Below are 13,914 nucleotides of genomic sequence, written 5' to 3'. Positions count from 1 at the left end.
GGGCGTGCGAGGCAGTAGAGGCTGTTGCGATGGCAAAACCATGCTCAACGCGGAACACAGCACATCAGGACCCAGCATGACCGGCGTCGGGCGATGTGGGAGGGACTGACGGATGTCGCGCAAGGTACTGACGGTCGGGGAGATCCTGGTCGAGATCGTGGCGACGACAAAGGGAGAGGGCTTTCTTGAGGCGCAGCCCCTGATCGGCCCGTTCCCATCCGGGGCGCCAGCAATCTTCACCGATCAACTCGCCCGCCTGGGCACACCGGCTGCCATCGTGTCCCGCGTTGGAGACGACGACTTCGGTCACCTGAACGTCCGACGGCTCAAGGCGGACGGCGTCGATGTCTCAGGCATCGAGGTCGCCAGGGGCGAAGCAACCGGGTCGGCCTTCGTGCGGTACCGACCCGATGGCTCACGAGTGTTCGTCTACAACATCGCCCATAGCGCCACCGGGAATCTCCGCTTGACGCCTGAGGTCGACCTCCTCATTGCGAGCTGCGACCACGTTCACATGATGGGCACCGCCCTGTCGGCTCCGGGCATCGCGACGGTGGCCCGCCAGGCAGTCGAGCGCATCACTGCGCGTGGCGGAACGCTGAGCTTCGATCCCAACCTGCGACCTGAGATTCTCGACACCCCCGGTCTGAGGCAGGCGCTGGTCGACGTCCTCGCCAAGACAGATCTGTTCCTTCCGTCGGGGGACGAGATCTTCCTCTTCACCGAAGCGACGGAGGAAGCTGGGGCCGTCCGGGAGCTCCTGGACCGCGGCATCCGGGACATCGTGATCAAACGCGGCCACCGTGGTGCCAGTCACTTCAGCCACGAGGGACGTACCGATGTGGCGCCTCTGTCGGTCAAGGAAGTGGACCCGACCGGCGCCGGCGACTGCTTCGGGGCTGCCTACGTGAGTTTCTGGCTGGGTGGCGCATCGCCGAGAACCGCACTGCGCTACGCGAACGCCGCGGGCGCGCACGCCACGACGAAGTTGGGTCCGATGGAGGGCGCCGCAACCCGACAGGAACTCGATGTCCTTCTCTCACCGACGAAAGGTGGCTCGCATGTCCAGTAACCCGTTGGGTGACATTGCCAGCTGGCGTGACCGGCCAGGCCCCTCTGGCATCCCGTCGGTCTGTTCGGCGCACCCGATGGTTCTGGAAGCCTCCATGCGCGCAACCCTTCCCACGGCTCTGCCGCTGCTCGTCGAAGCAACGTGCAACCAAGTGAACCAGGAGGGCGGGTACACCGGGATGACCCCCGCAGACTTCAGAGTCTTCGTCGAGGCCATTGCCAAGTCCGTCGGCTTTCCCACGGATCGCATCATCCTCGGCGGAGATCATCTCGGGCCCAACCCGTGGAAGGCCCTGCCGGCCGAAGAAGCAATGCTGAAGGCGGAAGGCATGGTCGCGGCCTTCGCCAGCGCGGGCTTCGCCAAGCTGCATCTGGACTGCTCGATGGGGTGCGCTGGTGAGCCGGTCGCGCTCGATGACCACGAGACGGCCTCGCGCGCAGCCCGCCTCGTCGCAGTCGCGGAGTCCTCTGTGCCCCCGGAGGGTACCGCCAAGCCCGTCTATGTCATCGGCACGGAGGTGCCCGTTCCTGGGGGTGCTCTCCACGCCCTTGCCGAGCTGGAGCTGACGACCCCAGAGCATGCTCGGAGCACCGTTCGCATCCACGAACAGGCTTTCGCCCAGGTTGGGCAGTCCGATGCCTTCGAGCGGGTCATCGCGCTTGTCGTTCAGCCCGGTGTCGAGTTCGGTAGCCACAACGTCGTCGACTACGTGAGCACCAAGGCACAAGGCCTGAGTGCCGCGTTGGCGGCCATGCAAGGGCTCGTCTTCGAGGCACACTCGACCGACTATCAAACCCGCGCAAACCTGACCGACCTCGTGCGCGACGGCTTCGCCATCCTCAAGGTCGGGCCGGGCCTGACCTTCGTTCTGCGAGAGGCCTTCTACGGCCTAGACGCGATCGTGGAGGAGCTCTTCCCCGGGAGTCGCCCTGAGACCCTGCGCGCCACGATGGAGAAGGTGATGCTCGCTTCCCCGGACAACTGGGCTCGATACTACGAGGGCAGTGAAAGTGAACTGGCGCTGCAGCGACACTTCTCCTACAGCGACCGGGTTCGTTACTACTGGCCCGACGTCGCAGCCCAGCAATCGGTCGACCTGCTCTTTGAGATTCTCGGGGACGCCCCGGTGCCAGAGACCCTCGTCGGCCAGTACCTCGGAGCGCAGTATGAAGCGGTGCGCGCGGGCCGCCTCACCCCCACGGCACGGAACCTTGCGCTGGCGGCCGTGGAACGGCTGATGGAGGACTACACACGAGCGTGCCAAGCATAGAGAGGCCGCTTTGACCACAGAGCCTGCCACGTGAGCCTCACCTCGGTGACGACGCGCGGCTGAGGAGGCAGTCGAGCGCCCACACCGCGTGGGGATGCTGGGTGGGCGTAGGTCCCGCGCCTCAGGCCATGGAGAGGAAGAGCTTCTCGAGGGTGGCGGCGTCTTCGTCGGTCATGCCGTCGGGGGAGGTGACGCAGCCGCGGAGGCCGGAGGAGACGATGGCGAAGCCGGCGCGGTCGAGGGCCTTCTTGGCGGCGACGAGCTGTTGGACGACGTCCTTGCAGTCGTGGCCTTCTTCGATGAGGCGGACGACGCCACCGATCTGGCCTTGGGCGCGCTTGAGTCGGTTGATGACGGGGGTCATGTCGTCGGTGGCCAGGACAACCATGGCGGGGCTTCCTTCGGGTGCGGTGGGGCTGGGTTGGTCAGGAGAGGGGGGTGCCGCCGAGGGCGGTGAGCGCGGCGAGGAGTCGGGTGCGGGCGTCGTCGGCGACCGGTGCCAGGGCGGGGTTGCCGGTGAGCGTGACCATCGTGGCAGGGTCCATCGCTTCGACGACGGTGCGGTCGCCCTCGGCGCGGATGACGACGTTGCAGGGCAGCAGGAGTCCGATGGAGGGCTCGGCGGTGACGGCTGCGTGGGCCAGCGGGGGGCGGCAGGCGCCGAGGATGAGGTGCGGTGGGATGTCGGCGCCGATCTTCTCGCGCAAGGTGGCGGCGAGGTCGATCTCGGTGAGGATGCCGAACCCCTGCTCGGCCAGTGCGGCTCGGGTCTGTGCCGCTGCGTTGTCCACCGATCCGGCGACGGTGGTGGACAGGGCGTAGGTCGTGGCGGGGCTCATGCGCTGGCCTCCTCGGTGTCGAGGTCGGCGCGCACCGTGTCCATGTCCAGGGCCCGGACCGAGGTGATGAGGGACTCCAGCGCCGCGGCCGGCAGGGCGCCGGGCTGGCTGAACACCAGGATCCCTTCGCGGAAGACCATGAGGGTGGGGATCGAGGTGATCCGTGCGGCGGCCGCGAGGGACGGCTCGGCCTCGCTGTCGACCTTGGCGAAGACGATGTCGGGGTGCTGCTGCGACGCGGCCTCGAAAACCGGCGCGAACTGCCGGCAGGGGCCGCACCACGACGCCCAGAAGTCCACGACGACGGTGTCGTTGCTGGTGATCGCCTCCTCGAACGTCGTGGCGGTCAGGGCGGTGGTTGCCATGGTCTTCTCCCTGCGGTGGTTGTGAGCTTCGATTTGACGGGGATACTCCCCTATGTATTACCGTCACCCTATCGGATACTCCCCCATGTATCAATCCAGCAGATTGGGCCACCCGGCCCCCGTGAGGAGACGGACCACCCATGACGAACTCGCCAGCCCTCGCGGCGTCCGAGCCGGTCATCATCCCCATCGATACGCCCTCGCTCGGTGACCGCTCGTACCTGGCCCACGACGGCGACGTTGCGTTCGTCGTGGACCCGCAGCGCGACATCGACCGGGTGCTCGCGATCGCCGATGAGCAGGGTGTCTCGATCACCCACGTGTTCGAGACCCACCTCCACAACGACTACGTCACCGGCGGACTGGCCCTGGCGCGGCGCACCGGCGCGAGCTACCACGTCAACGCTGCCGACGACGTCGCCTTCGAGCGCACCCCGACCCGTGACGGCGACGTCGTCGAGGTCTCCCCCACCCTTCGGGTCCGCGCCATCGCGACCCCCGGCCACACCTTTACCCACCTGTCGTACGCCTTGGAGTCAGCCGGCGGCTCCGGCGAGCACGACGTCACGGCGGTCTTCACCGGGGGCGCCCTGCTGTACGGCACGACCGGACGACCCGACCTGCTCGGACAGGAGCACACCCACGACCTGGTCCACCACCAGTACGGCTCCGCCCGACACCTCGCCGCCGAGCTCCCCGACCAGGCTGCGGTCCTGCCCACCCACGGCTTCGGGTCCTTCTGCTCCCCCGGGTCCTCGGGCAGCACCACCTCCTCCACCATCGGCGACCAGAAGCGGTCCAACCCGGTCCTGAACCGGGCCGAAAAGGACTGGGTGCAGCAGACCCTGGCTGACCTCGAGGCCTACCCGGCCTACTACGTGCACATGGCGCCCGCCAACAGCGCCGGCCCGGCCGAGCCCGACCTCACAGCGCCGCGCACGGCCGACCGCGACACCATCGCCGCGAGCCTGGGCGCCGGGGAGTGGGTCGTCGACCTGCGCACCCGCACCGCGTTCGCCGCCGGGCACGTCACCGGCACCCTGAACATCGGCCTCGACGGCCAGTTCGCCACCTACCTCGGCTGGCTCATCCCATGGGGAACCCCCCTCACCCTGCTCGGCGAGAGCGCGCAGCAGGTAGCCGACGCCCAGCGCGAGCTGGTCCGCATCGGCATCGACCACCTCGAGGGCGCCGCCACCGGGTCACCCCAGGACTGGACCGCAAGACCGTTGGGCAGCTTCGAGCGCGCCGCCTTCGCCGACCTCGCCCAGGTCCGCCACCACCGCCACGTCGTCGTCCTCGACGTCCGACGCGAGTCCGAGCACAACGACGCCCACATCGAGGGCGCCGTGAACATCCCCATCCACCAGATCCTCACCAGCGTCGACGAGGTTCCCGCGGGAGAGGTGTGGGTGCACTGCGCCGGCGGCTACCGCGCCTCCATCGCGGCATCGGTCCTGGCCGCCCACGGCCGCCACGTCGTGGCCATCGACGACGACTTCGCCCAGCACGCCGGCTCGGCCGGACTCCCCGTGACCTCCGCCGCCTAACGGCCGGACCCCACCCCCAACCCAAGGAGAACCACCATGTGCCGACCCGCCACCTGCAAGGTCTGCAGCAAGACCACCTGGGCCGGCTGCGGCCAGCACGTCGACCAGGTCATGGCCGGCGTCCCCCGCACCGACCGGTGCCCCGGCCACACCGACGCCGAACGCGCCGCGGCCTCCGGCCCCAGCCTGCTCAACCGCATGCTCCGCCGTTCCTGACCCCTCAGACCGCGGGACGGACCCCTCCCCTCGCGTCCGTCCTGCTCGCCCGGCGCACCCCTGCCCCTGCCGCCGGGCGCCCGGGGGCGGAGGCTGCACGACACGCCTTCGCCCCCGGGACCTCACCACCAAGGAGTACGTCCGTGACCGTCCTCGCCGTCCCCGTCGCCCTCGCCGTTGGGCTCGTCATCGGCGCCCTGGGTGGTGGCGGCGCGATCCTCACCGTCCCCGCCCTGGTGCACCTGCTCGGACAGTCACCACATCAGGCCACCACCAGCTCGCTCGTCATCGTCGGCACCACCTCGCTCATCGCGATGGCCCCGCACGCCCGGCGAGGCAACATCCGCGTCGGGCAAGGATTGACCTTCGGCCTCCTGGGAGTCGCCGGCTCCGTCACCGGATCCGCCGTCAGCGCCCGCATCAGTGGTGAGGTCCTGCTCCTGACCTTCGCCGGCCTCATGCTCGTCGTCGCCGCCCTCATGGTCCGCAAAGCGCTGAGCCACGCCACCGACGAACCGGACGAGCCCACAGAACCGATGCTGACCCTGCGCCCCCTGACCTGCGCCTGCCCGCGGGTGGTCAAGGTCGTCGTCACCGCCACCACGGTCGGCCTACTCACCGGGCTCCTCGGCGTCGGCGGGGGGTTCATCCTCGTCCCCGCCCTCGTCCTCGCCCTGTCCCTGCCGATGCCCGCAGCCGTCGGGACCTCGCTTCTCGTCATCGCCATCAACTCCGCCACCGCCTTCGCCGCCCGCGTCACCCTCACCCCCGAACCGATCGACTGGCAACTCATCGCCGCCTTCACCACCGTTGCCGCGATCGGAAGCCTCGCCGGCGCCCGACTGTCCACCAGGCTCCCCGCCCGTGCCCAGACCGTGGCCTTCGCCGCCCTCCTGACCCTCGTGGCGACCTACACCGCAGCGGCCACCCTCCTCTGACGACACCCGCGACCCGTCACTTCTCGCGGCTCAGCGCCGTCGACTCCCGATTCCCCACCACCCGCAGGACCCCAGAGTCTGGCGCTCCCACGACCAGCCAACAGCCCCGCGAGTCGAACCATCAAAGTGCCACACACCTCATGCATCTCGGGTTGGATCTTTCGTTGTGACGGTTTGTCACGGCCCGTGACGCCACCGGGAAGGCCCGACCTCTTGCTGCCCGCCGCACCCGCGGTGAGGCCCACAGAATGGATGCCTCCCGGTGGCGGTCAGCGGTCGGTGCTGACGCCCGATAGAGGCATGGGTTTGTCCCACGAGATGCATGCGCGCACCGACCCACACGGTCATCACTTCAGGGAGTGGAGGAGCGGATGTTCGCTGGGATCGACACCCACAAGGACACCTTGGCCGTGGCCGTCGTCGACGCCGCCGGCAGGCAGCGCGCGGGCTGCGAGGTACCCAACACCGAGCAGGGGTTCACCGTGCTCGCCGAGCTGTTCACCCGTCACCGGGTGACCCGGGTCGGGGTCGAGGGCTCAGGCGCGTTCGGTCGCGCGGTCGCGGTCCACCTGGCCGTGAAGTGGAGCCACAGCGCCGACGTGGCCGTGGTCGAGGTGCCCACCTTGATGACCTCGAGGGAACGCCGCGGCCAGGTCGGCAAGGGCAAGACCGACCCAGTCGACGCGCTGGCCATCGCACGGGTCACCGCCCGTGAGGAGCACCTGCCTCCGGTGCGGCTGACGGTCGGCCCGGCGGCGGATCTGCGGGCGTTGCTGGACTACCGCGAGGACCTCATCACCGAGCGCGGCGCTCACATCGGCCGCGTCCACGCCGACCTGGTCGGGCTTCGTCCCGGGTACCAGCACCTCGTCCCCACCTTGGCCAACCGTGCACGAGTGCGGAAGGCACTAGCGCTGATCGCCGGGGACGACAGCGTCCGGGCCGGCTTGGTCCGCCGCCGCCTCGAGCGGGTCATCGCCATCGACGCCGAGGTCGCCGCCCTGACCCGGGACATCACGTCCCTGGTCACGTCCTCGGGTTCGTCCCTGCCCCGCATGTACGGCGTCGGGCCGATCGTCGCGGCGAGGTTCATGGCCGAGATCGTCGACATCGCCCGCTACCCCAACCGCAACGCGTTCGCCGCCGCCAACGGCACCGCCCCCATCCCGGCGTCCTCCGGGCGCACCGTGCGCCACCGGTACAACCCCGGAGGCAACCGCCAGCTCAACCGGATGCTGTACACCGTCGCGATCACCCAGATCCGCGCCGACACCGAAGGCCGGGCCTACTACGAACGCAAACGCGCCGCAGGCAAGACCAGCCGCGAAGCCCTGCGCTGCCTCAAACGCAAACTCTCCGACCTCGTCTTCGCCACCATGCGCGCCGACGCCCAAGCAGCCACCGTCGAGCCCGGGATGGGTGCGCCCGACGCAAAACCGGCGCGACTAACGGCCTGACGGCCAGCGGCGCGGCGAGGTTTCAGCCGGAGCCTCGCTCTTCGCTGCGGCGTTCGAGCGCACCCACCACGACCAGAGTCCCACGCGCCCACTGAAGGCCGCCAGCACGAGATGTTCACGTGCCCACCGAAAGTCATCACCACCCAGGACTGGACATAGAGGCCCATCCTGGCGCCGAGTTTCGTTGTGACGCATCTGTTTTGTGGGTTTCGCGCAGGAGCCTGACCCCGAAGGACCTCAGCTGCGCCTTAGGCGAGGAGAAACGTTAGGGAGGCACCAGCGATGACCGGACACTGGATCCAGCCGAAGATGCACCTGAAGGACCTCGAACGCCGACAGGCGAAGAGAGGCCAAGCCCGCCTCATCAAGCTGCGAGACGAGCGCCGCGAAGCCGCACGCCTCGAGCGCATCGCCAACCGGATACCCAAGGACCGCGGCACCGTCACCTGCGGCTGGTGCGGCGCCAGCATCAAGGTCGCGCGAGTGGGCCGGATGCCGAAGTGGTGCTCCCCCGCCTGCCGGCACCGCGCCTGGGAACAGCGCCGCGCCGCGGAGTCCGGCCTAGTCGCTATCGAGGTGGTGGACCGTCCCGTCGAGGTCATCCGCGAGGTCACCAAGACCGAGACAGTCCCGGTCGTCGTCTCCCCCACCTCCGCCAAGCACTGGTCCGACCTGCTGACCATCCTGGCCGACCGGCTCGACCAGGGCCGCATCTACGACCGCGACGTCTCCGAGCTGCTGCCCGCGATGTCAGCGCTCATCCTCGCCTTCAACCGACGCGTGCGCTGACCCAGGCTCGAGTCGTCACAACGAGTTGTCGTCAGACGTCGTCCCTCCCACCTGACCCGCAGCGTCCCTGCAATCGGGCGGTCTCGCCCCTCCCCGTCCCGCCGGAGGCAGACCCTCCTGCCCCATTCGCGATGCGGCGAGAGGACTGCCCGCGCCTGCGGCAACGGCTGGTGCGTGGGATCCTCGGCGCGTGACACCACGCCCTCGCCGATCCGCCTCGACTCCAGTGGTATCCCGCCGACCCGACCCGCTCGTCTGGGCCGAAGCCCTCAAGCAGGCCGGCGGCGACGTCCGCCGACTCAAGCTCATGGACGACGGAACCGTCCTGGTCCTGCGCAACGCCGAGCGCTGACGGTCGCGAGAGTGTCGTGACAACGACTTAGCCCACCGGGCATGCAGTGGGCGTGTGCCACTTGGCCAGACTGAGCCAGACTTCTCTGCGCGGGGGCCCTCAGGGTGACCGGGCGTCTTCAACGGGTAAGCGAGCTGGTGCGATGGGTTGCGCCCAGTTCTACCCACGGCTGCCTCTGGCCCGAGGTTGCCGTGGAACCGGCTCAACGATGTGCGACACCGGTCGTTGTCCGCTAAGGTGGAGGTAATCGACCCCCTCCCAAGCCTCTCAACGATGCTCAAATGGGAGGGGCCTCTTTGTGTCCGGGGGGAAAGTGAAGCCGTCCTTGTCATGGGAGCAGCAGTCTGCGCTCCTGGTTGAGCGCGGGCTCAGCGACGCCGACCGTGCCTCTGAGCTGTTCCTGCAGGCCAACAACTACTACCGCTTCTCGGGGTACGCACGGTACTTCCAGCGGGCGCCTCACACAGGTGACAACCGGTTCAAGCCGGGCACGACGTTTGCGGATGTTCGCAGGATCTACGACGACGACCAAGCGGTCCGCGAGATGCTCATAGGACAACTGGCATGTGTTGAGGTTCTGCTCCGCGCACACACGGCGTACGTCATAGGCCAGACCTACGGCGCATACGGCCACTACCTCGACGAGGCCTTTTACACCGACGTTGGAGACCGCGAGCGGACTCTCGACGCCTGCCTCCGGGATCTCGAGCGAAGCAAGGAGCGCCACATCCTGCGGTTCTCCAGCCGCCCGCAAGGGCCTGCGACGTTCGAGCGCCTTCCCGTGTGGTCCGCCGTGGAGGCTTGGTCCTTTGGGACCCTGTCCAAGTGCATCGAACGGGGTGCCAGGGGAACTCTCGCTAATGACGTAGCGAACAGTCTTGGCGTCGCGAAGTCGGGCTTCGCGTACCGCGTGCGGGCCTTGGTGTATCTGCGCAACCGTTGCGCCCACCACAGCCGTCTTTGGCATCATTCCGTCATCGATGCGGGCCCGACGCCAAACAATGTTCGTGTGAAAGCCAAGAGGGTCGCAGGCCAGTTCGAACCTCGCTCCGTTCTGGACGTGGTGGCCTCTCTCGACGACCTCTTGGTCAGGAGCCGCGTTGCTGAGCCGCTACTTCCTGCAATCGTGATCCGGTATCGCGGGAACCCGCTGTATTGGCAAGGTCTCTGCCACCCGCAGCAGTCAGTCGATGGGTGAGTCGAAACGAGAGAGTGGGTGGACGCGGCAGTCGCCAGCATTCAGTTGACCGCACGACGGAGCCAAACTCGAGGCCGCGAGGAGTCAGGAGGCGTGCGAGCCTTGCCTAGGTCACGAGGTTGAGCCTGTGGTCGCGGACCTCGCGGTGAAGGACCGCATCCACCTGACACCTACATGACAACCGCGGCTTGCGCGGCACCGTCATGCCTGCATACGGGCCGAACAGCGCGTCGTATTGGACGTGGTTTGGGGAAGCCGAGACGCCTCCTCGAATAAGAGCGCCGACCACTAGAGCGGCGGCCTGCTGTGCAACGAACGCTGCAGACGGGTTGTACCCAGCGTCTTCCCCAACCAGGCCGAATGCCCGGCCCAGGCCACAGATGGCCTGTCCAAGATGTGCCTCGAGGGTGACGCGATCTTCGGCTGTCAGGACACTGAGGGCGTCGAGATCATCAGCAGTTAGGTGGTCTGTGCCGCGAGCCAGCCGTTCGCGGGATAATCCCGTGCGCTCTGCGAGGACGTCAATGACCGTAGGTTCCTGCGACCTGCGCGTCGGGTAGTAGCAACGAAGGCATGGGCCGGACCAGGTGCCCTCGGACAGGCTGAGCATTGTGCCTGTGGCACCTCCAGTGCTCCCGTCCAGAAAGTTCGTGGCATGGATGGCAGCTATCTCGTGGCGTGCTTCGATGCTGTCCACTGCCCCGAGGACGGTGACAGGCATCGCGCTCACACCCGCGTCTATCGCTTCGATGTAGTCGCGCGCCTTGCCGATGAACGGTTCGACCGTGACACCTGGAAGCTCGTCTCGAATCAGTTGGACCTTATGTTGCTTCGATGCTGCACTCCGAAGACCGCCGAGGCTGTATGTAGCGACATTTGGCTCGTCGTATGTCTCGGGATCTACGACGGTGAGTTCGCCCTGAGCGTTGAGCTCGCGAAGGATCAGCGCGACCGCTGTACCGATGGCGCCGCCGCCGATGAGCGCGACGCCCTCCAGCGTCGGCAGTAAACGAACTACCCCGTCAGGCTCACCGAGCGCGACCGGGCAAAAGTCGATCTCCTTCAGCGGGCCGCGCCTGTTTGGCGCCACCCCGACGAGGATTTTGAAGACCTCTGCGGTGAGCATCGCCCCCGCGACTAGCCCTCCCAGTCCGGTGCCGGCCTGGAGAAGAATCGGGAATGAGGAGCCTTTCGGGCGCAGGCGTGCCCCGTGTCCGTCCGCTACCCCACTGAGGTGGGCCTTCTCCGTGTCCACACCGACATGCACATGCACCGTGAATTGATCGGGCCAGCTCAGCGAGAGCGGTCGCGTTGGGTCAATTCCGAGGACCAGTCCCTCGAGCTCTGCGAGCAGGGTCGAGTCCAGCGACCCCTCCCCGCCGTCGGCCACGATGTGCAACCGAATGGGCAGCCGGCGCAGGTTCGCGATTAGGACCCGGAGGGTCGTAGCCAGAGCTGGCGCGGCCGGGTCCGCGGTAACCACAACGGCACTGTTCTCTAGGCGCCCCTTCAGGTTGACCTCGTCTACGCCCGAGCTGCTGGCCGCAAGCAATAGAGGGCGGCTGTAGTTGGTCGTATCAGGATTCATGTATGCCCTCCGCGTCGAAGGTAATGACTTTGGTGCTGGCATCCGTCTCGACTGCGGACGCGCTAGGCGTCCAGTGCTGGCCGCCGAATGTCCACCAACCCCAGGCGCTTGGGTCAGGTGACGGGGTCGCAAAGTTGGGAATCACGCAAGCAATGAAGCCCACCATCCGGATATTTCCAGCCTTGTCCGTGGGCGAAAGGAACGCATCGAACTTGTGAGAATGGACCTGCGCACGGAGTTGAAGCTCATTCTCCTCCGCGTAGGAAAACAAGGGACTTAGCACCGAGGTTGAGAATCGAAGGAGGCCAGGATGGCGCTCAATACCTGCGGCTCCCGCGAGAGCAATCACGCTCACCGCCACGTCGTCAATGGGAGTCAGGAGCAGCGCGCCAGTCTCCACGCCACGGGAGCCGTATCGAGCAACGTCCGCAGTCAGCCGCGCGACGGCATCAGTTCCAAGGTGCAGCTGGGTCACGATGCACGCGCTCCTCGAACTCGGTCGATGTCGTCTTGCAAGTTCTGGACAACAAACATGAAGGGATTCCCGCCAGAGCTCCAAGCATGCGCGCCGTTGGCCCACTCGGGATGAAGCGCCTGGCCCTCAGCGGTGAACGGCTTGCAGATGTCAGCCGGCGCCCGGTATCCGGGGGCGGCCGGCCAGGCGTTGCTGACGTCAGTCGCTGCGCCGACACCTGCCGCGAATAGCACCGACGGCGGCCGGTCGGGGTACACGCTCCATTGCACGCGCACAGTAAAGGGGTCGGTGCCAGATTCTGGCTGAATCACAACCCAATACAGACCAGGCGGGTCCACCGCGGCGCCCGGCTCACTGTGATCGCCAACGCGGTGCACCAGGTTGCCACCAGCGGCCTCCAGCGTGGCGCACACAAGCGCGGCATCACGCTGGAGACGCAGCTGGCTCTCGTAGTCCACGTCAGCTTCCGGAGATCGTCTCGGTACGAAGCGAGAGCTTGATGGAGCGGGACTGGCCGGGGCCATCTTCGGCAATCTCGCCGACGGTGGTGCCGGGGTCCTGCTCGTCGCCGTTCGCAACAAAGTAGTACCGGGTCGTGCCGTCGGTCTGGATCTCGAAGAAGGCCAGGGCGTCCTCCATCACCTTGGAGATGGTGGTGGCCTCGCTGTACTTCTCGTTGTAGGGCTTCGGCGCAGCGGCGAAGGTCGCGTGGACCACGACGCCATCCTGCTTGGGCGGCTTGTCAACCTTGGCGGCCATCTCTTCTCTTCCTTGTTGGTTTCGGATCGAGCGTTGCGCGACCTCACCGCCCAACGTGTTCACTGTAACCAGTGAAACCGATGTACGCAACCGGTTCGCCGATCACGTGCGTCGTTGGCGCGCGCAGTCAAGTCGGCAGTGCACACTCCGGAGGTGGAGTTGCTGCTGGCGGGGGGCGCGCCGTTGGCCAGCGCTGCGTTCCTAAGTGGACGCGACTCGGGCAGGTTGGTGCTCGACGCCACCTCCCTCACGTTCGCCTGCCCAGTCGACCTGGCAGGCATGGTGGCCTGGGCACACTGGGCGGCAGAGGACTCAGTACCGGTGACCCTGAAGCTTCCGCAGAGCAGAGCGATGGCCAGCTATCTCCAGCGCATGGACGTCCTGCGGCACATGCCTTCTCGCACTCAGATCGTGGGGCGTGTACCACCTGACATGCGGGCCGACCACTCCGGCTCACTGCTCGAAGTGACAGCGCTCAACCCGAGCAATGTCAACGATCTTTCAGAGCGGATCGGGCCGCTCGTTATGGGGTTCTACGGTCGCAACACCGCGGCCGGCTCAGCGGTCCTGCGCGCGTGCGGAGAACTGATGGGGAACGCGACCGAGCACGGGTACAGCGATCGAGGCGCGTTCATGGCCGCTCAACTGCACTCGGGTCGCACGACCGACGGACCGCGCCTCGAGTTCGCAGTCTGCGACACCGGAGTCGGCGTGATGCAGCACCTCCGAGGCAACGCTCGGTACAGCCACTACACCCAAGACAGGTACGCGATCGCGAGAGCAATGAAGCTCGGAGTGACAGGCATCTCAGACGACAAGCGGGGGAACGGGCTCAGCGACGTCATCGAGCACACCAGACAGATCGGGAGCGTTGACTTCCGGATCCGCTCGGGGAAAGGTGAGGTGCATGTCCTCGGGACCCCAATGGGCCACCGCGAGACCATGACAACCCGTCCGGATCAGACATCAGGTACTTGGGCGTGGCTCACCCACCGATGGGGTCCGGCGAGCGACACTGTGGTTCAATCGGGAAAATGAAACCGGAG

General features: G+C 67.1%; 17 protein-coding genes. 10 read left to right on the top strand and 7 right to left on the bottom strand.

Annotation, left to right across the window (positions count from 1 at the left end):
- The first annotated feature begins 112 nt into the window (after positions 1–112).
- Together ACFLFB_RS03015 and ACFLFB_RS03010 are read left to right on the top strand one after the other, a co-directional pair.
- Positions 113–1,072 (top strand): sugar kinase, encoded by a 960-nt coding sequence (locus ACFLFB_RS03015; RefSeq protein WP_392544224.1) that lies wholly within the window; start codon positions 113–115, stop codon positions 1,070–1,072.
- The gene (locus ACFLFB_RS03010) at positions 1,062–2,342 is read left to right on the top strand and encodes a D-tagatose-bisphosphate aldolase, class II, non-catalytic subunit (RefSeq protein WP_392544223.1); all 1,281 of its coding nucleotides are present in this window, start codon (positions 1,062–1,064) and stop codon (positions 2,340–2,342) included. The genes ACFLFB_RS03015 and ACFLFB_RS03010 overlap by 11 nt, the downstream gene beginning before the upstream one ends.
- Before the next feature lie 121 nt (positions 2,343–2,463).
- Here ACFLFB_RS03010 and ACFLFB_RS03005 read toward each other — a convergent pair whose 3' ends face one another.
- From ACFLFB_RS03005 to trxA, 3 genes are read right to left on the bottom strand one after another with little or no spacing between them, the layout of a single operon-like run.
- The gene (locus tag ACFLFB_RS03005; protein ID WP_377644646.1) at positions 2,464–2,730 is read right to left on the bottom strand and encodes a metal-sensitive transcriptional regulator; all 267 of its coding nucleotides are present in this window, start codon (positions 2,728–2,730) and stop codon (positions 2,464–2,466) included.
- A gap of 37 nt (positions 2,731–2,767) precedes the next feature.
- Positions 2,768–3,181, bottom strand: coding sequence for a DUF302 domain-containing protein (locus ACFLFB_RS03000; RefSeq protein ID WP_392544222.1), 414 nt, complete (start codon positions 3,179–3,181; stop codon positions 2,768–2,770).
- Complete coding sequence (trxA, locus tag ACFLFB_RS02995; protein ID WP_392545463.1) at positions 3,178–3,579, bottom strand: thioredoxin; 402 nt, start codon at positions 3,577–3,579, stop codon at positions 3,178–3,180. Before trxA ends, ACFLFB_RS03000 begins: the two co-directional genes overlap by 4 nt.
- Positions 3,580–3,686: 107 nt before the next feature.
- Here trxA and ACFLFB_RS02990 point away from each other — a divergent pair, with 107 nt between their 5' ends.
- The 7 genes from ACFLFB_RS02990 (at position 3,687) to ACFLFB_RS02960 (ending at position 10,046) form a co-directional block, all read left to right on the top strand.
- Positions 3,687–5,096 carry a rhodanese-like domain-containing protein gene (locus ACFLFB_RS02990; RefSeq protein ID WP_392544221.1) on the top strand — a complete coding sequence of 470 codons (1,410 nt, stop codon included), beginning with the start codon at positions 3,687–3,689 and terminating at the stop codon, positions 5,094–5,096.
- Positions 5,097–5,132: 36 nt separating this feature from the next.
- On the top strand, positions 5,133–5,312 hold the full coding sequence (locus tag ACFLFB_RS02985) for a hypothetical protein (protein WP_392544220.1): 180 nt from the start codon (positions 5,133–5,135) through the stop codon (positions 5,310–5,312).
- 143 nt (positions 5,313–5,455) lie between these two features.
- Positions 5,456–6,250 (top strand): sulfite exporter TauE/SafE family protein, encoded by a 795-nt coding sequence (locus tag ACFLFB_RS02980; RefSeq protein ID WP_392544219.1) that lies wholly within the window; start codon positions 5,456–5,458, stop codon positions 6,248–6,250.
- Positions 6,251–6,621: 371 nt separating this feature from the next.
- Positions 6,622–7,707, top strand: a complete 1,086-nt coding sequence (locus tag ACFLFB_RS02975) for an IS110 family transposase (RefSeq protein ID WP_392544218.1) — start codon at positions 6,622–6,624, stop codon at positions 7,705–7,707.
- A 282-nt stretch (positions 7,708–7,989) separates the two neighbouring features.
- Positions 7,990–8,496, top strand: a complete 507-nt coding sequence (locus ACFLFB_RS02970; RefSeq protein ID WP_392544217.1) for a hypothetical protein — start codon at positions 7,990–7,992, stop codon at positions 8,494–8,496.
- Positions 8,497–8,722: 226 nt separating this feature from the next.
- Complete coding sequence (locus ACFLFB_RS02965) at positions 8,723–8,848, top strand: hypothetical protein (RefSeq protein ID WP_392544216.1); 126 nt, start codon at positions 8,723–8,725, stop codon at positions 8,846–8,848.
- A gap of 298 nt (positions 8,849–9,146) precedes the next feature.
- The gene (locus ACFLFB_RS02960) at positions 9,147–10,046 is read left to right on the top strand and encodes an Abi family protein (protein ID WP_392544215.1); all 900 of its coding nucleotides are present in this window, start codon (positions 9,147–9,149) and stop codon (positions 10,044–10,046) included.
- Between the two features lie 106 nt (positions 10,047–10,152).
- On the opposite strand, the gene ACFLFB_RS02955 is transcribed toward ACFLFB_RS02960, so the two are convergent.
- The 4 genes from ACFLFB_RS02955 to ACFLFB_RS02940 are packed head-to-tail and all read right to left on the bottom strand — an operon-like array spanning position 10,153 to position 12,868.
- Positions 10,153–11,634 carry a ThiF family adenylyltransferase gene (locus ACFLFB_RS02955; protein ID WP_392544214.1) on the bottom strand — a complete coding sequence of 494 codons (1,482 nt, stop codon included), beginning with the start codon at positions 11,632–11,634 and terminating at the stop codon, positions 10,153–10,155.
- Complete coding sequence (locus ACFLFB_RS02950) at positions 11,624–12,109, bottom strand: hypothetical protein (RefSeq protein WP_392544213.1); 486 nt, start codon at positions 12,107–12,109, stop codon at positions 11,624–11,626. The genes ACFLFB_RS02955 and ACFLFB_RS02950 overlap by 11 nt, the downstream gene beginning before the upstream one ends.
- Positions 12,106–12,567 carry a hypothetical protein gene (locus ACFLFB_RS02945; protein WP_392544212.1) on the bottom strand — a complete coding sequence of 154 codons (462 nt, stop codon included), beginning with the start codon at positions 12,565–12,567 and terminating at the stop codon, positions 12,106–12,108. Before ACFLFB_RS02945 ends, ACFLFB_RS02950 begins: the two co-directional genes overlap by 4 nt.
- A 1-nt stretch (position 12,568) precedes the next feature.
- A complete protein-coding gene (locus ACFLFB_RS02940; RefSeq protein ID WP_392544211.1) occupies positions 12,569–12,868 on the bottom strand; it encodes a hypothetical protein in 300 nt (99 codons plus the stop codon).
- 153 nt (positions 12,869–13,021) lie between these two features.
- Here ACFLFB_RS02940 and ACFLFB_RS02935 point away from each other — a divergent pair, with 153 nt between their 5' ends.
- Entirely contained in the window at positions 13,022–13,906 is an 885-nt protein-coding gene (locus ACFLFB_RS02935; RefSeq protein WP_392544210.1) for a hypothetical protein, read from the top strand.
- Positions 13,907–13,914: the final 8 nt, after the last annotated feature.

Source organism: Oryzobacter telluris (assembly GCF_043099285.1).
Lineage (GTDB): Bacteria > Actinomycetota > Actinomycetes > Actinomycetales > Dermatophilaceae > Oryzobacter > Oryzobacter telluris.
This window is presented reverse-complemented; position numbering and strand designations above follow the sequence as displayed.